The organism is Psychrosphaera aquimarina (genome assembly GCF_032461525.1).
GTDB lineage: Bacteria > Pseudomonadota > Gammaproteobacteria > Enterobacterales > Alteromonadaceae > Psychrosphaera > Psychrosphaera aquimarina.
On record NZ_JAWCUA010000003.1, the window covers coordinates 78,810 to 100,019 of the forward strand.

General features: G+C 39.5%; 27 protein-coding genes and 2 pseudogenes. 4 read left to right on the forward strand and 25 right to left on the reverse strand.

Annotation, left to right across the window (positions count from 1 at the left end; genetic code table 11):
• Window positions 1–8 precede the first annotated feature (8 nt).
• The 18 genes and pseudogenes from rplR to rpsJ form a co-directional block, all read right to left on the reverse strand.
• A complete protein-coding gene (rplR, locus tag RT723_RS03455; protein ID WP_216056517.1) occupies window positions 9–359 on the reverse strand; it encodes a 50S ribosomal protein L18 in 351 nt (116 codons plus the stop codon).
• 9 nt (window positions 360–368) lie between these two features.
• The gene (rplF, locus tag RT723_RS03460; RefSeq protein WP_216056518.1) at window positions 369–902 is read right to left on the reverse strand and encodes a 50S ribosomal protein L6; all 534 of its coding nucleotides are present in this window, start codon (window positions 900–902) and stop codon (window positions 369–371) included.
• 13 nt (window positions 903–915) lie between these two features.
• Window positions 916–1,308, reverse strand: coding sequence for a 30S ribosomal protein S8 (rpsH, locus tag RT723_RS03465; RefSeq protein WP_216056519.1), 393 nt, complete (start codon window positions 1,306–1,308; stop codon window positions 916–918).
• Window positions 1,309–1,328: 20 nt separating this feature from the next.
• A complete protein-coding gene (gene rpsN, locus RT723_RS03470; protein ID WP_216056520.1) occupies window positions 1,329–1,634 on the reverse strand; it encodes a 30S ribosomal protein S14 in 306 nt (101 codons plus the stop codon).
• Between the two features lie 11 nt (window positions 1,635–1,645).
• The gene (rplE, locus tag RT723_RS03475; RefSeq protein ID WP_216056521.1) at window positions 1,646–2,185 is read right to left on the reverse strand and encodes a 50S ribosomal protein L5; all 540 of its coding nucleotides are present in this window, start codon (window positions 2,183–2,185) and stop codon (window positions 1,646–1,648) included.
• A gap of 14 nt (window positions 2,186–2,199) precedes the next feature.
• Entirely contained in the window at window positions 2,200–2,514 is a 315-nt protein-coding gene (gene rplX, locus RT723_RS03480; protein WP_216056522.1) for a 50S ribosomal protein L24, read from the reverse strand.
• Between the two features lie 10 nt (window positions 2,515–2,524).
• Window positions 2,525–2,893, reverse strand: coding sequence for a 50S ribosomal protein L14 (rplN, locus tag RT723_RS03485; RefSeq protein ID WP_216056523.1), 369 nt, complete (start codon window positions 2,891–2,893; stop codon window positions 2,525–2,527).
• A gap of 288 nt (window positions 2,894–3,181) precedes the next feature.
• Window positions 3,182–3,441 (reverse strand): annotated as a pseudogene (rpsQ, locus tag RT723_RS03490) (30S ribosomal protein S17).
• Entirely contained in the window at window positions 3,441–3,635 is a 195-nt protein-coding gene (gene rpmC / locus RT723_RS03495; protein WP_315945904.1) for a 50S ribosomal protein L29, read from the reverse strand. Before rpmC ends, rpsQ begins: the two are co-directional and overlap by 1 nt.
• A pseudogene (rplP, locus tag RT723_RS03500) lies at window positions 3,635–4,049 on the reverse strand (50S ribosomal protein L16). Before rplP ends, rpmC begins: the two are co-directional and overlap by 1 nt.
• Before the next feature lie 10 nt (window positions 4,050–4,059).
• A complete protein-coding gene (rpsC, locus tag RT723_RS03505; RefSeq protein ID WP_216056527.1) occupies window positions 4,060–4,764 on the reverse strand; it encodes a 30S ribosomal protein S3 in 705 nt (234 codons plus the stop codon).
• A gap of 11 nt (window positions 4,765–4,775) precedes the next feature.
• Window positions 4,776–5,105, reverse strand: a complete 330-nt coding sequence (gene rplV, locus RT723_RS03510) for a 50S ribosomal protein L22 (protein ID WP_216056528.1) — start codon at window positions 5,103–5,105, stop codon at window positions 4,776–4,778.
• A gap of 9 nt (window positions 5,106–5,114) precedes the next feature.
• A complete protein-coding gene (rpsS, locus tag RT723_RS03515) occupies window positions 5,115–5,393 on the reverse strand; it encodes a 30S ribosomal protein S19 (RefSeq protein WP_105051492.1) in 279 nt (92 codons plus the stop codon).
• Between the two features lie 16 nt (window positions 5,394–5,409).
• Window positions 5,410–6,234 (reverse strand): 50S ribosomal protein L2, encoded by an 825-nt coding sequence (rplB, locus tag RT723_RS03520; RefSeq protein ID WP_216056529.1) that lies wholly within the window; start codon window positions 6,232–6,234, stop codon window positions 5,410–5,412.
• A gap of 14 nt (window positions 6,235–6,248) precedes the next feature.
• Window positions 6,249–6,554 carry a 50S ribosomal protein L23 gene (rplW, locus tag RT723_RS03525; RefSeq protein WP_105051490.1) on the reverse strand — a complete coding sequence of 102 codons (306 nt, stop codon included), beginning with the start codon at window positions 6,552–6,554 and terminating at the stop codon, window positions 6,249–6,251.
• Window positions 6,551–7,156, reverse strand: coding sequence for a 50S ribosomal protein L4 (gene rplD, locus RT723_RS03530; protein ID WP_216056530.1), 606 nt, complete (start codon window positions 7,154–7,156; stop codon window positions 6,551–6,553). Before rplD ends, rplW begins: the two co-directional genes overlap by 4 nt.
• A gap of 14 nt (window positions 7,157–7,170) precedes the next feature.
• Window positions 7,171–7,809, reverse strand: coding sequence for a 50S ribosomal protein L3 (rplC, locus tag RT723_RS03535; protein ID WP_216056531.1), 639 nt, complete (start codon window positions 7,807–7,809; stop codon window positions 7,171–7,173).
• 24 nt (window positions 7,810–7,833) lie between these two features.
• The gene (rpsJ, locus tag RT723_RS03540) at window positions 7,834–8,145 is read right to left on the reverse strand and encodes a 30S ribosomal protein S10 (protein WP_216056532.1); all 312 of its coding nucleotides are present in this window, start codon (window positions 8,143–8,145) and stop codon (window positions 7,834–7,836) included.
• A 378-nt stretch (window positions 8,146–8,523) separates the two neighbouring features.
• On the opposite strand from rpsJ, the gene RT723_RS03545 reads away from it, so the two are divergent.
• Window positions 8,524–9,810: a family 14 glycosylhydrolase gene (locus RT723_RS03545; protein WP_315945905.1), complete on the forward strand. Its 1,287-nt coding sequence runs from the start codon at window positions 8,524–8,526 to the stop codon at window positions 9,808–9,810.
• Window positions 9,811–10,133: 323 nt separating this feature from the next.
• Here RT723_RS03545 and RT723_RS03550 read toward each other — a convergent pair whose 3' ends face one another.
• Window positions 10,134–11,903 carry an acyl-CoA dehydrogenase C-terminal domain-containing protein gene (locus RT723_RS03550; protein ID WP_216056534.1) on the reverse strand — a complete coding sequence of 590 codons (1,770 nt, stop codon included), beginning with the start codon at window positions 11,901–11,903 and terminating at the stop codon, window positions 10,134–10,136.
• A 216-nt stretch (window positions 11,904–12,119) separates the two neighbouring features.
• Between RT723_RS03550 and RT723_RS03555 the strand changes: the two genes are divergently transcribed.
• A complete protein-coding gene (locus tag RT723_RS03555) occupies window positions 12,120–12,569 on the forward strand; it encodes a YaiI/YqxD family protein (protein WP_315945906.1) in 450 nt (149 codons plus the stop codon).
• Here the strand turns inward: RT723_RS03555 and RT723_RS03560 are convergent.
• On the reverse strand, window positions 12,542–13,501 hold the full coding sequence (locus RT723_RS03560; RefSeq protein WP_315945907.1) for a bifunctional GNAT family N-acetyltransferase/hotdog fold thioesterase: 960 nt from the start codon (window positions 13,499–13,501) through the stop codon (window positions 12,542–12,544). The genes RT723_RS03555 and RT723_RS03560 overlap by 28 nt on opposite strands.
• Before the next feature lie 100 nt (window positions 13,502–13,601).
• On the opposite strand from RT723_RS03560, the gene RT723_RS03565 reads away from it, so the two are divergent.
• Window positions 13,602–14,324 carry a spermidine synthase gene (locus tag RT723_RS03565; RefSeq protein WP_315945908.1) on the forward strand — a complete coding sequence of 241 codons (723 nt, stop codon included), beginning with the start codon at window positions 13,602–13,604 and terminating at the stop codon, window positions 14,322–14,324.
• Between the two features lie 61 nt (window positions 14,325–14,385).
• Here RT723_RS03565 and ubiK read toward each other — a convergent pair whose 3' ends face one another.
• Together ubiK and traF are read right to left on the reverse strand one after the other, a co-directional pair.
• Window positions 14,386–14,625, reverse strand: coding sequence for a ubiquinone biosynthesis accessory factor UbiK (ubiK, locus tag RT723_RS03570; RefSeq protein WP_216056538.1), 240 nt, complete (start codon window positions 14,623–14,625; stop codon window positions 14,386–14,388).
• 63 nt (window positions 14,626–14,688) lie between these two features.
• Entirely contained in the window at window positions 14,689–16,251 is a 1,563-nt protein-coding gene (gene traF / locus RT723_RS03575; protein WP_315945909.1) for a conjugal transfer protein TraF, read from the reverse strand.
• 158 nt (window positions 16,252–16,409) lie between these two features.
• Between traF and rep the strand changes: the two genes are divergently transcribed.
• A complete protein-coding gene (gene rep, locus RT723_RS03580; protein WP_216056540.1) occupies window positions 16,410–18,425 on the forward strand; it encodes a DNA helicase Rep in 2,016 nt (671 codons plus the stop codon).
• 19 nt (window positions 18,426–18,444) lie between these two features.
• Here rep and RT723_RS18070 read toward each other — a convergent pair whose 3' ends face one another.
• The 3 genes from RT723_RS18070 to RT723_RS03590 all read right to left on the reverse strand — a co-directional run bounded on the left by RT723_RS18070 (window position 18,445) and on the right by RT723_RS03590 (window position 21,107).
• On the reverse strand, window positions 18,445–18,780 hold the full coding sequence (locus tag RT723_RS18070; protein WP_428983599.1) for a PKD domain-containing protein: 336 nt from the start codon (window positions 18,778–18,780) through the stop codon (window positions 18,445–18,447).
• The gene (locus RT723_RS03585; RefSeq protein WP_315945910.1) at window positions 18,771–20,162 is read right to left on the reverse strand and encodes an N-acetylmuramoyl-L-alanine amidase; all 1,392 of its coding nucleotides are present in this window, start codon (window positions 20,160–20,162) and stop codon (window positions 18,771–18,773) included. Before RT723_RS03585 ends, RT723_RS18070 begins: the two co-directional genes overlap by 10 nt.
• A 555-nt stretch (window positions 20,163–20,717) precedes the next feature.
• Window positions 20,718–21,107, reverse strand: a complete 390-nt coding sequence (locus RT723_RS03590) for a c-type cytochrome (RefSeq protein ID WP_216056542.1) — start codon at window positions 21,105–21,107, stop codon at window positions 20,718–20,720.
• Window positions 21,108–21,210: the final 103 nt, after the last annotated feature.

Genomic DNA, 21,210 nt, shown 5'->3' on the forward strand with positions numbered 1-21,210 from the left:
AGCTACTCCTAGAACTGAAGACCGGCTTCGCGAGCAGCGTCTGCTAACGCTTTCACACGGCCGTGATATTTAAAACCGCTACGGTCAAATGACACTTTCTCAACGCCATTTTTAACCGCACGTTCTGCAATTGCTTTACCAACAGCAGCCGCAGCTTCAACGTTACCTGTAGAAGAAACCGCTGAGCGGATATCTTTTTCTACAGTAGACGCCGCCGCTAACACTTTACCTTCAGGAGAAATTACCTGAGCATAAGCGTGGCGTGGCGTACGGTGCATTACTAAACGAGTAACACCGTTTTCAATAAACGTTCTGCGAGTGCGTTTGGCACGACGTAAACGAGCTGTTTTCTTATCCATCGTCTTACCCTACTTTTTCTTAGCCTCTTTGCGACGAATGATTTCATCACTGTATCGGATACCCTTGCCTTTATAAGGCTCTGGCTCACGATAAGCGCGAATATTCGCTGCAGTTTGACCAATTAGATGTTTGCTAGCACCCTTAACCAAGATTTCTGTCTGGGTAGGTACTTCGATAGTTACGCCTGCTGGCACTTCGAAATCAACTGGGTGAGAGAAACCAAGTGATAAGTTAAGTACGTTGCCTTTTAAGGCTGCACGATAACCAACACCGTTTAAAATAAGTTTCTTTTCAAAACCAGCACTAACACCAACAACCATGTTGTTAATATTAGCTCGAGCAGTGCCCGCCTGTGCCCATGCGTCAGAAAAACCTTCGCGTGGAACAGTGGTAACTACGTTGTCAACAACAACCACTTCAACAGCAGGGTTAACACTTATAGCTAACTCGCCTACTTTACCTTTAACTTGTACGTCCTGACCATTAACGGCGATTTCTACACCGGCAGGAACATTAATAGGTGCTTTTGCTACACGAGACATTATGACTCTCCTATTAAGCTACGTAGCCGATGATTTCTCCGCCGATGCCCGCTTTACGAGCAGCACGGTCAGTCATCAAACCTTTCGATGTTGATACGATAGCTACGCCAAGTCCACCCATTACTTTAGGTAGATCACCAGTCTTCTTATATATACGAAGACCAGGGCGGCTAACGCGTTTAATTGTTTCTATTACTGGATTACCTTCAAAGTATTTCAAAGTAACGTTTAGCTCACGCTTAACATCACCAGAAACTTCGTAATCAGCAATAAAACCTTCGCTCTTCAAAAGTTCAGCTAACGCTGTTTTCAACTTTGATGAAGGCATAGTAACGGCAACCTTGTTAGACATTTGGCCGTTACGAACGCGGGTGAACATATCCGCGATAGGATCTTGCATGCTCATCTTTCAATACTCCCAGATTCTTACCAAGAAGCCTTTTTAAGGCCTGGAACTTCACCACGCATAGCTGCTTCACGAAGTTTAATACGGCTTAAGCCGAACTTACGTAAAAAGCCATGAGGACGACCGGTCACGTTACAACGATTACGTTGACGTGAAGGACTTGAATCACGAGGAAGCTCTTGAAGTTTAAGCACTGCTGCCCAACGGTCTTCATCAGACGTGTTAACGTCATTGATAGTAGCCTTTAAGTCGGCACGTTTAGCAGCGAATTTAGCAACTAATTTGGCACGTTTTACATCACGTGCTTTCATTGATTGTTTAGCCATAACTCTACACCTTATCCTTTAAATGGGAAGTTGAAAGCAGCTAACAAAGCGTGACCTTCCTCATTTGATTTTGCTGAAGTAGTAATAGTGATATCTAAACCACGTATCTTATCTACTTTATCATAATCAATTTCAGGAAAGATAATTTGCTCGCGTACGCCCATACTATAGTTACCACGACCGTCAAATGATTTCGGGTTTAAACCACGAAAGTCACGAACACGAGGAAGTGCTATTGTAATTAGACGCTCTAAAAAGTCCCACATACGCTCACCGCGTAGAGTTACCTTGGCACCGATCGGGTATCCTTCACGGATTTTGAAACCAGCAACTGATTTACGAGCTTTAGTTACAACAGGCTTTTGACCAGCAATAGATTGCATGTCAGAAGTTGCTGCTTCTAAAACTTTCTTGTCAGCTAGGGCTTCACCCAGACCCATGTTCAGGGTAATTTTCTCAAGTCGAGGGACTTGCATGACAGATGTGTAGCCGAACTGTTTCATCAATTCAGGCACTACGCTGTCTCTATAAGTATCATGCAGTTTCGCCATCGTATACTCCAAGATTAGATAGTTTTACCATTAGATTTGAAGAAACGAACTTTTTTCCCATCTTCAAATTTAAAACCTACACGATCTGCTTTCCCAGTTTCTGGGTTAACAATCGCAACATTTGATACGTTGATTGACGCTTCTTTCTCAATAATTCCACCAGGCTGCTGTAGTTGTGGTACAGGCTTAGTGTGTTTCTTGATCAAGTTGATCCCTTCAACGATTACTCGTTCAGTACCAGCGATAACTTTTAAAACTTTAGCAGTTTTACCTTTATCTTTGCCGGCAATTACGATGACTTCATCATCACGACGAATTTTGCTTGCCATGTTTAGCTCCTTAAATTACTTCAGGTGCCAAGGACACGATTTTCATGAACTTGTCGTTACGTAATTCACGTGTAACAGGTCCAAAAATACGAGTACCAATTGGCTGCAAGTTGGCGTTCAATATAACAGCTGCATTGCTGTCGAAACGGATGGATTGACCATCTGGACGACGTACGGCTGCTTTAGTGCGAACTACCACCGCGTTAAGAACATCACCTTTTTTAACTTTACCGCGAGGAATTGCTTCCTTAACAGTAACTTTAATGATGTCGCCTACACGGGCATAACGTCGGTGAGAGCCACCTAGAACCTTAATACACTGTACGCGACGTGCACCGCTGTTGTCAGCCACATCAAGCGTAGTTTGCATTTGGATCATGTTTAGTGCTCCACTATTAATTTACTTCTACTGCCCTTTCGGACAAAGCTACGTTCCAAACCTTTACAAGGTTACCCTCAAAAAGGGCGCGCAAGTGTAACTGAACCTCCTAACGAATTCAACCTAAGTTTTGGAATTTGTTTTAGATTTGTATTCAATTACGATTTAAAACCACACTATTGACCGACTGGTCGCGAAGTAAGGGTTAAAATACAGATTCATTATTACTCTGTATTTGTATAAAAAAAACCGGAGCTAAGCTCCGGTTTTCATTAAGAAGTTCTTTAATCAGATTAAAGAAGCTTTTGCTTTTTCTATTACGTCTACTAACGTCCAAGATTTATTCTTAGATAGTGGACGACATTCACGGATTGTTACCGTGTCGCCAGTTCCACATTGGTTAGTTTCGTCATGTGCGTGCAACTTGGTTGTACGCTTAACAGTTGCCGTAAATAGGGTGTTTTACCTTGCGTTCCGATAGCAACAACAATAGACTTGTCCATTTTGTCGCTAACTACGCGGCCTTGTAATGTACGGATTTCGCTCATTACGCACCTGCCTTAGTTTGTGCAATTACTGTTTTAACACGTGCAATGTTGCGACGTACTATTTTCAGTAAATGTGATTGAGCTAGTTGACCCGAAGCATGTTGCATGCGCAAATTGAGTTGCTCACGTAACAAACTTAGTAGTTCAGCATTTAGCTCTTCTACAGATTTATCTTTAAGTTCGCTAGCTTTCATTACATCACCGTTCTAGTTACAAAAGTGGTTTTGAATGGTAATTTACGTGCTGCAAGTTTAAATGCATCACGTGCTAGTTCTTCACTAACACCATCCATCTCGTAGAGTACTTTACCAGGTTGAATTTCAGCAACCCAATATTCTACATTACCTTTACCTTTACCTTGACGAACTTCTAACGGTTTTGCCGTAATTGGTTTGTCAGGGAAAACGCGGATCCAAATTTGACCTTGACGCTTTACTGCACGAGTCATAGCACGACGAGCTGCTTCGATTTGACGAGCAGTCATACGGCCACGGCCAGTAGCCTTAAGACCGAAAGTACCAAAGCTAACTTTGTTACCGTTTTGTGCTAATCCACGGTTGCGGCCTTTATCGCTGCTTACGGAATTTTGTACGTTTTGGTTGTAACATAGTCTACTCCCTACTTAGCTTTCTGGCTACGACGCTTCTTCGCTGGCTTTGGTTGCTTTGGCTCTTCAACTTGAACAGAACCGAAACCACCTAGTACTTCACCTTTAAAGATCCATACTTTCACACCGATGATGCCGTAAGTAGTTAATGCTTCAGAAGTAGCATAGTCGATATCAGCACGTAAAGTGTGTAGAGGTACACGGCCTTCACGATACCATTCTGAACGTGCAATTTCTGCTCCGCCCAAACGACCACTAACTTCAACTTTGATACCCTTCGCACCAATACGCATAGCGTTTTGTACCGCGCGCTTCATAGCACGACGGAACATAACACGACGTTCAAGCTGGCTAGAAATGCTGTCAGCTACTAGCTGTGCATCTAACTCAGGCTTACGAACTTCTGCGATGTTGATTTGAGCAGGTACACCTGTCAATTTAGCAACAACATTACGAAGTTTTTCAACGTCTGCGCCTTTCTTACCAATAACAACACCTGGACGAGCCGTGTGTATTGTTACTTTGATAGATTTAGCAGGACGTTCAATCGTAATCTTTGATACTGAAGCGTTCTTTAATTCTTTAGTCAAAAATTGGCGGACTTTTATATCGCCATTTAAGTGACTCGCATATTCTTTAGTATTCGCGTACCAGGTAGAAACCCATGGTTTAGTGATACCTAGGCGAATACCCGTAGGATGTACTTTTTGACCCATTAGTTAATCTCCTAATCCGCTACTACAACAGTTATGTGTGAAGAGCGCTTAAGTACGCGATCAGCACGGCCTTTTGCACGAGTCTTGATGCGTTTCATTGTAGGACCTGCGTCCACAAAGATTTTCGCAACACTAAGTTCATCGATATCTGCACCGTCGTTATGCTCAGCATTGGCGATTGCAGATTCTAAAACTTTCTTCACTAACACAGCTGCTTTCTTGTTGCTGTATGTCAATACTTCTAACGCTTTGTCCACTGGTAGACCACGAATCTGGTCAGCTACCAAGCGAGCCTTCTGTGGAGAAGTACGGGCAAAACGATGTTTAGCTAAAGCTTCCATTTTCTACTCCTACTTCTTCTTAGCTTTCTTGTCAGCCGCGTGACCGCGGTACGTACGAGTTGGTGAAAATTCACCTAACTTGTGTCCAACCATTTCGTCAGAAACATATACTGGAACGTGTTGACGACCATTATGGACAGCGATGGTCAATCCAATCATATCAGGAATGATCATTGAGCGACGAGACCAAGTTTTAATTGGTTTCTTGTTCCCGCTTTCCAAGGCTGCTTCAACCTTCTTCAGCAAGTGTAGGTCTATAAAAGGACCTTTCTTGAGAGAACGTGGCATGGTATTACCTCACTAATTATTTATTACGACGACGAACAATAAACTTGTCCGTTGACTTATTCTTACGAGTCTTAGCACCTTTAGTCGGTTTACCCCAAGGAGTAACCGGGTGACGACCACCAGAAGTACGACCTTCACCACCACCATGTGGGTGATCTACCGGGTTCATTACAACACCACGGACAGTAGGACGTACACCGCGCCAACGGCTTGCACCAGCTTTACCAAGCTTGCGAAGCATATGTTCAGCGTTACCAACTTCACCTAACGTCGCACGACAATCAGCAAGTACTTTACGCATTTCGCCAGAGCGAAGACGTACTGTTACATATTGACCATCAAATGCTAAGATTTGTACGTAAGCACCTGCAGAACGAGCAAGCTGTGCACCTTTACCAGGTTTCAACTCAACGTTATGTACTGTGCTACCTACAGGCATGTTACGCATAGGCATAGCATTACCAGGTTTAATCGGGGCATCGATACCAGACATTACTGGATCACCTGCTTTTAGACCTTTAGGCGCGATGATGTACTTACGTTCACCGTCTGCATAAAGAACTAATGCAATGTTTGCACTACGATTTGGATCATACTCAAGACGTTCTACTTTCGCAGGAATTCCGTCTTTATTACGCTTAAAGTCTACAACACGGTAATGTTGTTTATGACCGCCACCAATGTGACGAACAGTAATACGACCGTTATTGTTACGACCACCTGATTTAGATTTTTTCTCTAAAAGAGGAGCGTATGGTGCGCCTTTATGTAACTCAGCATTAACTACTTTCGTTACGTGACGGCGACCAGGAGAAGTTGGTTTACATTTTACTAAAGCCATTTTTTAGTCTCCTATTACTCGGCTGCGCCGTCTTCAAGATCAAGAGAAGCACCTTCAGCAAGTGTCACGTAAGCTTTTTTCCAATTCTTACGACGACCCATGCGTGCACCAGTACGTTTCGCTTTACCTTTCACATTAAGTGAATTTACTTTCGTAACTTCAACTTCGAAAAGTTTTTCAACAGCAGCTTTAATTTCTGCTTTTGTAGCGTCTACAGCAACTTTGAATACTAACGTGTTGTTAGCTTCATTTGCCAATGTGCTCTTTTCAGAAACATGTGGAGCTACTAATACTTTTAACAAACGTTCTTCGCTTATCATGCTAGCATCTCCTCAATTTGTTTCACGGCACCAGCAGTTACTACAACTTTATCAAACGCGATTAAACTAACCGGGTCGATTGTTGCAACGTCACGTACATCAACTTTATATAAGTTGCGTGCTGATAAGAATAAGTTCTCAGATACTTCTTCAGTTATGATAAGTACATCTTTCAAGCTCATTTCGTTTAATTTAGCAGCTAGTGCTTTAGTTTTAGGCGTTTCTAATTCGAAACTTTCTACAACTACGAAACGTTCTTGACGAACTAATTCAGATAGGATGCTTTGGATAGCACCACGATACATTTTTTTATTCACTTTTTGTGAATGGTCTTGTGGTTTTGCAGCAAATGTAACACCACCAGAACGCCATATTGGAGAACGAATAGTACCCGCACGAGCACGACCTGTTCCCTTTTGACGCCATGGTTTTATACCACCACCGCTAACTTCTGAGCGAGTTTTTTGAGCTTTAGAACCCTGACGAGCGCCTGCAGCGTATGCAGTTACTACTTGGTGAACTAATGCTTCGTTGAACTCACGACCGAAGGTAGCTTCAGAAACTTCAACAGCGCCCTTAGCGCCAGCAAAATCTAATTTCATCACTATTCTCCGGATTACGCTTTAACAGCAGGTTTAACAATGACGTCGCCGCCAATTGAACCAGGTACAGCGCCTTTAACTAATAGTAAGTTACGCTCTGCATCTACACGTACAACTTCAAGATTCTGAGTTGTTGTACGTACGTTACCCATTTGGCCAGCCATTTTCTTACCTTTAAATACACGACCTGGAGTTTGGTTTTGGCCAATTGAACCCGGTGCGCGGTGAGAAAGTGAGTTACCGTGAGTTGCGTCTTGCATGCTGAAATTCCAGCGCTTAACACCACCTTGGAAACCTTTACCTTTTGACGTGCCAGTAACGTCTACTAATTTAGCGTCATTAAATACTTCTACAGTAATTTCGCTACCAATTACGATATCGTCGCCTTCACCTGCAGCTAAGCGGAATTCCCACATACCACGACCAGCTTCAACACCTGCTTTCGCAAAATGTCCTGCTTGTGCCTTAGTAACGCGGTTCGCTTTTTTAGTGCCAGCAGTAACTTGCAATGCGCGATAACCATCGGTTTCTTCGTTACGGATTTGAGTAACACGGTTAGGTGTCGCTTCAATAACCGTAACAGGAATTGATACACCATCTTCAGTGAAGATACGTGTCATTCCTACTTTACGTCCGACTAGACCTATAGTCATTTTGAAACCCCTTTAATCTCTCGATTAACCCAGACTGATCTGAACATCTACACCAGCAGCAAGATCTAAACGCATTAATGCATCAACAGTTTTTTCTGTTGGCTCAACAATGTCGATTAAACGCTTGTGCGTACGAATTTCATATTGGTCACGTGCATCTTTATTTACATGCGGAGAAACCAATATAGTGAAGCGTTCTTTACGAGTTGGCAGTGGAATAGGACCACGAACCTGCGCGCCTGTACGCTTAGCCGTTTCTACGATTTCTTGTGTTGACACATCGATTAAACGATGGTCGAACGCTTTCAATCGGATACGAATACGTTGACTGTTCATTACTTACCTCAAAAGAGCATTTTAGAAAGAGCATAAAAAAACATCGCATTAGCCTTCTTCATCAGAAATCTAAGCGGTGTAAATTTATCTATTTAGTTGGATTCCCAATCGGAACCCCTGTACTGATTAACATATCGCTAATCTTTCAAACCAATGAAAAGAACATTTTTAATTATTGGTTTGCCCATATGCCTGCAACTAGTACAGACGGGAGAGCGCATTTTATAGATCTTGACTATAAATGCAACAGTTTATTTGTATAAATTGTATTTTAATCGGAGTCCATGCATTCCAGCATTACGCATACGTATGGCTGTTTCATCAAGGCAAGTTTTCAGACACTCTTAGATGCATTAATTACATCATTCAATGGACGTTATGATTAAGTTATTCAAATCAATTACATTAATAGCCACACTAGTCCTTTGGAGTCATGCCGCACTTTCAGCCTCGGTTAACGTTATGGGTCCTTTATGGTTAGACACTCAAGAACAATGGCATTACTTTCGTGACGATCTAAAAACCGCCAAACAAATGGGCGTCGAAGCAGTCACTGTTGACGTTTGGTGGGGAGCCGTTGAAAAGAATGGAGATCAGTTGTTCGACTGGTCTTATTACGACAAAGTTTTTGCGGCTATTTTAGAAGCAAAACTACGAATAGTCCCCATAATGTCTTTTCATCAATGTGGAGGTAACGTTGGTGATGTCTGCAACATTCCTCTTCCCAACTGGATTTGGCACCACTTTAATAACAAAGGTACACCTCCAGCGTTGAATACGAGTGAGTCAAATGTCCAAGCTTATGACCTCATGTACAAAAGTGAACAAGGTAATTACTCCAACGAATATGTTTCGCTTTGGGCGGACAAATTTGTGATCCCACAATACATAGAGTTTATGTCTGCTTTTGAATCTCACTTTAGTCGTATGGCTCCAAACTTTGATGAATTAAACATAAGTATGGGGCCCGCGGGAGAGTTGAGATACCCTTCTTATAATAGCCACGACAACAACACTGGATATCCAACACGTGGTGCGTTTCAATCTTTTGGTCGTTTGGCCATTATTGACTTTCAACAATCTATGCTTAGAAAATATCAACAATTAACTAAAATTAATGAAGCATGGAAAACCTCATATTCATCACTTAAGCAACTCGCGTTGCCAAAAAATATGGTGGAATTTGTAATAACTGGCCAACACCTTAATACAACATATGGTTTAGATATATTAGATTGGTATCATAAAGCTTTGATGCAACATGGTGAACGAATGCTATCCGCAGCTTCAAATGGTTTCTCAACAGCCTTTAAGCATATTGATTTAGGTTATAAAGTGCCAGGTATACACTGGTTAATGTCAGCACCTTTGCCTTTAATGCGAGCAGCAGAGTTAGCTTCAGGTGTGATTTCACCCGGCTTTAATTCGAGTAAAATGCAAGTTGAAGGTCATGGATATCGTGCAGCTATTGCTTTAGCAGCCAAATATACAACTGATGAACGCCAAGTTATTTTGCATTTCACCTGTTTAGAAATGTCAGATCAGCCAGTTGCTCCTGCTTTTTCATTGGCAAATACACTTGTCGCTTGGGTTGGTAAAGAAGCAAAAGACAAGGGGTTACTGTTAAAGGCGAAAATGCTCTTTCAGCTGGCACTTCGTCACTAACAGGTTGGCACAATATAACGGATGCACTACTTAATGATGGGTATGACGGGATAACGATCCTCAGGTTAAACCACGTGACTCAAGACCTTGGAAGAACTCAATACCCAGAACTTATTAAGAAACTTAATAATTGATTATAGTTTGATTAGACGCCAGAGAATAAGACAACTTCTGTCGGCTTTGTCCTAACTTACATATCCTTATGGTGTCGGCATTGTTTCCTGATTGACCTTCCGGCCACATCCATGTAGCCGTTTATCAGGCAATTAAAGGCGTTTTGTTGACGCTAAATAATCTAATTTTTATGAAGTTAATTATTATTGCTAGAAATCTTCGACATTGTGTGTGAACAACATATCTGCACCGGACTCTATTTGTAATTTCAAACTCATTATCTTCGGTAATATTCTGGCAAAATAATATTTACCCGTTTTTATTTTAGATTGTGATAAAGCTTTATCTTCAACATTTTTAGCGGCTACCATCATTTTCGCCCACATATAACCAAACAAGACATAACCAAATAGATGTAAGTACTCAACTGAAGCGGCACCAAGTTCACTTGGATTACTTGATGCTTTCTTTAATACGTCTACAGTTACCGCTGATAATAAGTCTACCGCTGCTATAAGCTGATTCAGCTCGTCTGGAAATTCCGCTTCATGATCTTTGGCAAATTGAATAACTTCTTTAGCTAATACATTTGCAGTATTACCATTGTCCATTGCTACTTTTCGACCGATTAAATCAAGTGCTTGAACGCCATTAGTGCCTTCGTATATTTGCGTAATACGACAATCCCTAACTAATTGCTCTTGTCCCCATTCACGAATATAACCGTGCCCACCAAAGACCTGTTGACCGGCAACACATGAATCAAAACCCATATCAGTGACAAATGCTTTGGCGATCGGTGTTAATAGTTGGCCTTTTAAATATGCAGCTTTTGCAACTTCCGAATCGTCGGAGAACTTAGCAATGTCTAATTGCATAGCAACATATGTATTAAATGCCCTTGCCCCTTCATTTAATGCCTTCATGTTTAATAACATTCTTCGAACATCTGGGTGCACAATAATAGATTCTGGCTTTTTATCCGCCGTTTTTACCGAACCCTTACCTTGTTTTCTATCTATAGCGTATTCCAGTGCATTTTGATAAGAACGCTCTGATGCGCCTAATCCTTGAATACCTACAAACAAACGCTCATAGTTCATCATTGTGAACATACAGGCTAAACCTTTGTTTTCTTCGCCTACTAGATACCCTTTAGCTCCGTCAAAATTCATGACACAAGTTGAGCTACCATGTATACCCATCTTATGTTCTATTGAACCACAACCTAATGCGTTGTGTTCACCTAATGTTCCGTCCTCATTTACGTTATATTTTGGAACAATAAATAAAGAGATCCCTCTTGAACCTTCTGGAGCTCCAGGTAATTTTGCTAATACTAAATGAATGATATTTTCAGTTAAATCATGTTCACCACCAGTGATGAATATTTTACTGCCTGTGATGTTATAACTGCCTTCTTCATTTTTTTCGGCTTTCGTTTTGATTAACCCTAGATCTGTACCCGCATGTGCTTCTGTTAAACACATGCTGCCTGCCCATGTTCCTGCATACATATTAGGTAAGAAGGTTTCTTTTAATTGATCCGAAGCGTGGGCATTAATAGAAACACATGCACCGGCAGTTAGCCCTGAATATAAAGAGAAGCCAAGATCCGCGCCGCACATCATTTCTTCATGCATAGCCGATAACATTTTGGGCATACCCATACCGCCATATTCAGGGTCGCCAGCTAAACCTACCCAACCGCCTTCTGCAACTACATTATAAGCCTCTTTAAACCCTTTAGGTGTTGTGACAAGGCCATCATTCCAAGTGACACCTTCTTCATCCGCATTTCGGCTATTGGGGGCAATTACACTCTCTGTAACTTTTGCACTTTCTTGTAAAATTGCATTCGCCGTTTCACGATCAATATTTTCTGCCAATGTGGCATTTGATTGCCAAAATTGGTCTGCCTTAAATACGTCAAATAATAAAAAGTTCATGTCATTTACTGGGGCAGAATATTTACTCATTTTCTTCACTCATTGATCAAAAGTTAACAAACTATACATCAAGAACAAATTAAAACAAACGTTTGAATTTATTTTTAATGCCCTAACAATACCCACAAAATATAGACCATGCTTATCATCTTTCTCATTTTTTATTTGATAAAGAGATAGATAAATCATTAAAAATAAAACAAAATTAATACTGACCGACATGATCAAAGATGAATGACTATAACTATGACAATTTGGATAGATGCAGACGCTTGCCCATTACCAGCAAAAGAGATTTTATTTAAAGCGGCTGAGCGCACGAAAACGCAGCTAATATTGATAGCCAATCAATATATCAATATTCCACCTTCTAGGTTCATTAAAATGATCCAAGTACCAAGCGGATTTGATGTTGCAGATGATGAAATTGTCAAACGTGTACAACAAGATGATCTCGTTATCACTTCGGACATTCCACTTGCATCGGAAGTCATTGATAAAGGCGCCTTAGCATTAAACCCACGAGGTGAGCTTTATACCAGTCAAAACATTAAACAAATACTGAACATGCGTGACTTTATGGATACGATGCGCTCAAGCGGAATAAACAGTTCTGGCCAGGCGAAATATGGTGATAAAGATAAACAACAATTTGCCAACCAACTAGATCAGTGGTTAGCAAAGGCTGTTAAGTAATATAAGCCTGCAATTGCTATTAATTGACTAATCTGTTTTTTTGGCATCACCACATATTGACCAACAAATTTAGCGACAGGCGTCATATCATCTAACACTTCTACTTGAACGGTTATACGCGCCTTTTTGTTTTCTTCTAATGGTAAAAAGTCACCTTCTATATTTTCAAAGTTTGCAATGGAACGAGGGAGCTCAGTCACCGGTTTATGATAATGAATATCGGCATCAGCTAAAACGATATCACCTTCGATTTTTTGCTCCTTCATCATCAAATGTACAAGTCCCCACCCCGTTAATGTTGCAAGAGAGTAGATACTGCCAGCGAACATAGTGCCATGAAGGTTCATATTAGGATTTAACGCTGCTCTTGTTTCAAACGTTGTGCCCGTATATTGATAAACACGTATTCCCATAAGTTGAGTTATTGGGATCTGTTGGTGCCAAATATTTTGTAGATCCAAGCACCATTGAGGGTTACGGATGATGACTTCAACTTCATCTAATGGTTTACACATTTGTACATGAGGGATCTGTCCAAAAATCTCAGGGGCGTCACCGGTAACTTGGTAACCTAGATTTTCGTAAAAGTTAGTTGCGCTGGTTCTGGCATTTAATATGACTCGTTTTACACTTTCTTGACGCGCAATGGCCTCTAAAGACTCAAGCATTACCGTCGCTAATCCTTTGCGTCTATGCTGTTCAATCACAGCCATATATCTTATCTGGCCTTCATCGGTACTAACCAGATGTAATCTTGCGACCCCTACTACATTACCTTGTTCGTCTATTACCATTCGATGCCAAGCGTGTTGCTCATATTCATCTTTTTCTGAGCCACGAGGTTGTTGCAATGGCGCTCTTAAAACTTGCCAGCGGATCTCATAGTAGTGTTCCCACTCTTGCTCTGTTTGTGGTGCAACCACTTGGTACATATTTTTCCCCTCAATAACAATAACGCATTAATGTTTTATCTATATTTTTCTTATTATTTACGTTACAAATAACTATTGTTTCAACCATTTAAGACTATTCATGAACTTAGCGCAAACACTATCTCCAGATACAGAAGCTAAAATAATATATATGAATAGTTCTGAAAATGGTCGAATAATTATATATAAAAACGAAAAGTATACTTGGTTGGTGGTGGATGACGTCATTCAAAGTGCCATAGAAAATACACTGCCTTACCGTCCTGTATTATCATATTGTTTTGTCATGTTATTACCGATTATTCACCACAAAGTACCTGATTCGATTCTAGAGTTAGGGGCAGGTGGTCTATCTATTCAGCGTTATCTCAGCCATGCTTACCCATCTATTAAGATGACCAGTATAGAAAATAATCAAGAAGTATTATCGGTTGTTGATGAGAATTTTCCAGCCATAAACAACCCATCCGTGATTAAACAAAACGCTTTTAACTTTATTGAATCCGCGCTTGCCAACACAGAAAAATTTGATTGGATTATGTGTGATTTATTTCAAGGTGATCAGTCACCAGTATTAATCAAAAGCCAAACATTATATAAGCAACTGTTTGAATTAATTAATCCGAATGGTTGGTTAATCATTAACTGTTTAACCCAGATCGATGAAGAGATTGAGCAACTAGGTACGTTTTTAAAACACACATTTAACAATAAACATTACGTGTTTTCCGTGCCAGAAATGATGAACAAAGTGTTAATGGTGAATAAAATAAACCACTTTTCTTTTCCCGAAGGCATAGAAGAATGCAATGAAGCTAAATAACACCTACAACCAATAAACACTGATTACTCATCACAACAGCACTATTTACCTGCAATAACACTTACTTGTTTTTTAGCTCTTCAACCACTTGTTCAAGTTGATCTAACTTAGCACGAGTTCTAGCTAACACTTGGGTTTGCACATCAAATTCTTCTCGGCTAACAACATCCAGTTGAGTTAATTTAGCTTGTAACACCGCTTTCACTTTATCTTCAATATTGTCGGCCATGTTTTTTACACTTGGCGGAATAACATTGGTTATTTGTTCGGCCAACTGTTCTATTTTTTTAGCATTGATCATTTATCTATTTCCTTTTGTTAGCTACAAATACGATTATTATAAATTTTGAATTATATTACACAATTACCATGTGATCATAGTTTGAAAACCAGCACCAACTCTATCTTTTGCCGCTTGCAAACCTAAATCAAATTGAACTGGGCCTAAATAAAGTCCAGCACCTAATGTGAGGGTATCTGCGTTATTTGAGGATGAATTAGATCCTAAGACGTCACTGGCTCTAATTAAGTTATGGCGATAACCCACTCTTAACTCAACAACATCCCATGCATTAATGACCGCGCCTACACTAGCAAATTGGGAACCCTGAAAAAACTCAGAGCCATCAGCGAATTGTGGTCCTTTAGACTCAGTGACATCTATATCAGCAGAAACTCGAAACCAAGTTGCGTTATAACTCGTTCCTAATCTGAATTGGGGTTCAACTTTAAAAAATAAAGACGCTTGCTCTTCATCCAAACGCACCGGATTACTTTCTATTTCAGTGCCCATAATATTTTTAACACTAATACCAACACGCCATCTGTTCGCTCTATCTAAGCTTAAAATCATACCTAAATCTGCAGTAAAAAAGTCTTTAGAATTTCGGTAATCATCACCATCTATCTTATCTTCGTCAAAAGCCGTCGCTGACGCTTGATAATCATAAAACTCTAAATGAACTGATTTTAATGTGGTGCCGACACTTAGTGTTCGACCACTTTTATATTTCCAATTACTGCCAATTGTCATACTAGCTTCAAACCAACCGATGGCAGCAAAGCGTGCATTAGACTTTAAATCATCACTATCGAACTGCACACTGTTGGTATCAAAATCGAAAATATCACCATATTCTTGGTATAATTTTTCTTCAGTAGACTTGGCTTGGTCGACTAATAACAATGCCTCATCATATGCAACTTGCGCATTAGTCGCAGTAGCTTGAGCGGCATCAAGGTCGGCTTGTGATACGCTATCAGGGTCAGTTTCAACTAATTGTTTAAACTCTTCTAATTCAGCAGCAGCAAGTGTTAAGTCGCCTTCTAATCTATTTTTATCATCAAATAATGGGCGAACATCATCTAACAAAAATTGTCCCAAATGACTAAAACGTCGAATTAAGTTAGTGTCCGCTGGGTCAACTATTGCTGTACCACCAAAGCTAAACTGAGAATTTAATTGAAATGAAACGGCAAAACGGTCAAAAGCCATACCTATTCCAGCATTGCCACCTAAGTCTATGTTGGCACCAATTCCATTTAACTTATCCACCGCATCAGCAATAGCATTAACGGTATTAATATTGTTTTGTAATAAATTAATATCGCCTTCTAACAAATCTTCATTAGAGAACTCATCGAATTGTTCAGTCTCTTGCACAAAGTCATCTAACGTTTTGACTGTGTTATCTTGATCCACGGCTTGACCACGAATATTAAAAACTAAGAAAAAATCATTTGATGTTCCCGCCGCAGTGCCAATTAAGGCAGGGTTATAACTTCCCGCTGCTGACCAATGAGCAGAACTAGTACCGGCACTGCCATATCCCAGTGACCTGCCAGTTTGAAAAAAATGATCATATGCCAATGCCGACGTACTTGTTAGCCCCAGTATTGTTGCAATAGTTATCAACGACTTGTACATGAATTTCCTTTGAATAAACCAACGTTTTACTGATGTGATTGTTGATAAGTCCGAAACTTAGAATTTTATAGTAAAAAATTAACTTGTGTTGATTTAAAGTTATTTTTTATTGTCACCCATATTTGTTAATATCCCGCCCCTAATCAAAAGGGTGCCACGTGAAATTAAATCCAGAACAAGAATTAGCCGTAACATACGTTGACGGTCCATGTTTAGTACTAGCTGGAGCCGGTTCAGGCAAAACCAGAGTTATTATCAATAAGATTGGGCACCTGATTGAAAATTGTAATGTTCCTGCCAATAAAATCGCAGCCGTGACTTTCACCAATAAAGCGGCACGAGAAATGAAAGAGCGGGTAAAACAATCAATTGATAAAGATAAGGTGAAAGGACTAAAAATCTCTACTTTTCACACCTTAGGTTTAGATATCATAAAAAAGGAAATTAAGATCCTTGGTTATAAATCAAACTTTTCGTTATTTGATGATCAAGATTGTTTTGCGTTATTAAAAGAACTAACCGAAACGGAACTAGGCGAAGATAAAGAAAGCATTTACCAACTGATAAATAAGATATCTAGTTGGAAAAATGAATTAATGTTGCCACAAGCTGCCATCAGCCAAGCCACCGACCCAGAAACCGCACTTCTTGCTGAATTATACCAAAGATATCAATCACAAATGCGTGCCTACAATGCCCTTGATTTTGACGATTTGATATTAATACCCACGTTATTATTCAGAAACTACCCTGAAGTTATTGAGCGTTGGCAAGACAAAATCCACTATCTATTAGTGGATGAATATCAAGATACCAATACTAGCCAATATGAATTGGTTAAGATGTTGGTGGGTAAACGTGCGCAATTTACTGTTGTTGGTGACGACGACCAATCCATTTATTCTTGGCGTGGCGCTAAACCACAGAACTTAGTTTTATTAAGTAAGGACTTTCCTAATCTTAATCTGATTAAACTAGAACAAAATTATCGTTCTGTAGGCTGTGTATTGCATGCAGCTAATGTATTGATTGATAAAAATCCACACGTGTTTGATAAAAAATTAAAAACCAACATGGAATATGGTAATCCAATACGCGTCATTCAAACTAAAAATGAAGACAATGAAGCTGAACGTGTAATCGCTGAAATTATCGGTCACCGATTTACCAATAAAACCCACTATGGTGATTACGCGATTTTATACCGGGGCAATCATCAAAGTCGTATTTTTGAAAAATTACTAACCACCAATAGGATCCCTTATAAAATCAGTGGTGGTACGTCATTTTTTTCTCGCTCTGAAATTAAAGATATTATGGCGTATTTACGTCTTGTGGTTAACCAAGATGACGACAACGCCTTTTTACGTATTGTAAATACTCCCCGCCGACAAATCGGACCGACAACATTAGAAAAACTTGGTCATTTAGCGAATGACAAACACATTAGTTTATTTGAAGCTGCATTTGATAGTGCATTTATTGGTATGGTTACCGGACAAGCTAAATCGGCCATGCAATATTTCACGCGTTGGATTGTTGAAATAAGCGATCAAGTATTACGTAGTGAACCGTTAGATGCGGTAAAAGAATTACTAAAAGGCATTCACTACGAAGATTGGTTATTCGAAACAAGTTCTAGTCCTAAAGCCGCCGAAATGAGAATGAAAAACGTCAGTGAGTTATACAAGTGGGTTACTCAAATGTTGCAAGGCGACAGTGAACACGAGCCGTTAACATTAGCGGAAGTTGTAAACAAACTGACATTACGTGACATGATGGAACGTAATGAAGACGAAGATGAAGGTAACAACCAAGTTCAATTAATGACAATGCATGCGTCCAAAGGTTTAGAATTTCCTTACGTATTTATGGTTGGTATGGAAGAAGGCTTTCTACCACATCAATCAAGCATTGACGAAAACAACATTGAAGAAGAACGACGCCTTGCTTATGTAGGTATCACTCGAGCACAAAAAGAGTTGGTATTAACTTACACCAAAGAAAGAAGACAATACGGTGAAACCGTCATGAGTGAACCATCTCGATTTATTGAAGAACTTGATCAAAAAGATCTTAGATGGGAGAAAAGCGGACAAGCGGTACCAGAAGCGCAACGAAAAGAAAAAAACAAAACTAATATAGCAAATTTAAGAGCCATGCTTAAAAAGTAAATTTACGGCTTTTTTATTATTAAGATATTAAATCAGAACGTAAATTATATAGATGAGATGAGATATTATTAACCTTTCTCCTTATAAAACTAAGTGCAACTAAGTAGACTAAAAGTAAATTCATTGAGCCTCCACTACTTTTCTTTATGATTGTAGCTTGCTGTATTATAGAATCCTTGGCGGCATCATTATCGATAACGGTAAGGGTCACTTCATAATCACCTGAATCCGAAAACTCATGCCATACTTGGTTACCTGAAGTGCTTGAGCTCCCAGTAAAAACCCACTGATAATCGACAATTGAACCATCACTATCGGTTGAGGCTCTCGCATCAAACCGACATTTTAGCTCAATACATGAATAGGTAAATTTAGCTTCAGGTGCAACGTTAGGGGGAGGTCTCCTTCATCTGGGTTTACTCTCGCATAATATCCCTGCCAATCCCAATTTATACCAGGATCTGTGTGAGTTTGATCTGGATAATGTTGATGCCCTTTTACCGATATTTCGTACTCCAAAGTAACAACATTATGGTGCGCTTGCTCTTGATAAGCCTTGGAACAATCAATGTTTTTTCGACTACATAAATCGAGCGAAAGATCAGCCGAAGATTGATACATAGCCTCGGTATACCAACTGGCATTATCAACCCAACCTTCATGTTCAATACCAATACTATATGGATTCGCTGTCCTTGCGTGCCATGCTTTATCATTTTCTCTGACCATTTGAGTAACTTGCCCATCAGAGCTTCGGATTATGTAATGTGCTGACACTTGTGAGGCGGGATTAATTAACCAATTAATTGAACCTGAATACGAACCTTGGGTCGTGTGAATTACGATATGACTTATTTGACTACCACTACGAGAACTTTTGTTTGGACTTTCTTTCCAAATTGCACCTTCATAATCGACAACTACTGAGCTAGTTTGATACTTATTATCTGATGTTTTGCTAGATTTATTAAATGATTGATTCTCTGGCTCTTGTTCTTGTTTAATTGATTCTTCAATAAAATCTTCTGACTGCCTAACTCTAATACTCTTTTTACTGGCATCTAAAATCATATGTGGCGCTTGTAACTGCTGTAATTCTTTTTTATTAAAAGCAAGTGACCAATCAATAGCTTGTGCTTTGATCATAATGCCATCTTTTAGAATACCGGTATTGGCGATTAATAAAGCGTCATAAGCATAACTTTCTCGGGCATAGTTATTAATTTGAGTTGAAGCGCTTATCCCCGACATGTGTTCTAACACTTTGCGAGTACTAGCCAGTCCTTTACCTATACTTTTTGAAGACTGTAATTTGTGAGCTAAAAAAGAAGCCGTAGCAAAAATATGTTCTTCAACATTATCGATTAGACGTTGCTCATCTACTCCGCTATGTTTGGCTACTTGAGATAGAGTATTTACAAATCCAAAGTTATTTGTGTTGTACAAACCAAAAAGACCAATGGATTGCGGACGCATATCATGAATAATAGAATCAGAAGGTATTCGATGCTGCCAACGACTTGCGGTATAAGCCAAACTCTCCAATATACCATCAGGCAAATTAGGATAACGCGTATAAGCTAAGTCAAAGTAGTATTTATATTCAGCTCTGTCTTGAATTAACTCACTTTGAAAGTTCTGATTTTCCAGATGTTCAACACCTAATGTAGAAGCCAATACATTAGAACCGCAGCAAAGCAATATTATGAAACAACCAATTTTTCCCAACCTATCCATTTTAGTTTTCCTTTATGACAGTGATACTTTTAACCAAAACACGTCCCTTTAAATAGGTTTAAACACTCAAACATTGTATGTTTTTCACCCACTGGGAATATTTTACCAACACTAAAGATAGGGGTAGGAATATAATATTCCCTATTTGGGTGTTTTTCTAAAGATTGACTAAATGATTAGCTATTGAACCTAGTAAAAAGACTAAGTCGAAGAAGGTAAGGTATTTTAATATTTTGGTTTAAATATCCGCTCTATTGAATATATAAACATTAACTTAAGAGAGTTGTAGATAAGGTTTAGGGGAACTGTTCATTAATTGTTAAAGCTGTAAATTCCTATAGTTTAAATTGTGTATATCCGTGCTCTTGGCCATAAAAACAAAATTTTTAGTCGGCCAGCAATCAATTTATAGCAATCCGTCCATGTTATCCGCATCAGGCCTGTTTAAATGCATCCATAGATCGCAGTCTGTGGTATACAGTGATCTTGAGAGTCAAAAAATAAGTAATAAAAAAGGGCAATAAATGCCCTTTTTTATCAATTGAATTAATTCAATTATTTTAACATAAACTCAATAGCTGCTTTAATTTCATCATTTGAACAAGCCATACATGTTCCTTTTGGCGGCATTGCATTAAAACCGTTAATAGCATGATCTAACAATGTGCTCATACCTTTCGCTTCTCTTGGTCCCCATGCTGCAGCATCGCCTTTTTTAGGTGCACCCATAGCGCCAGTACCATGACAAGCGAAACAGGATTGTTGATAAACGTCTGCACCAGATTTAGGTCCTGCAGGTTCTGCTGGCTTTGCAGGTTCTGCTCCAGCAAGATACACTTGTCCAACTGGCTGAATTCTTTTCTCAACATCATTTTTAGTTGGTTCAGTTGCAAGAACTGATGTTATAGACAGAACAGTTAAAAGTGTTACAAGTATTTTTCTCATTGTGAGCTCACCTATTATTTAAGATACAAACGTATTGTACCTTGTAATTTCTATCGATTGAATATCCACTGCGATATTATGGGTTTATAACCCCTACCAAATC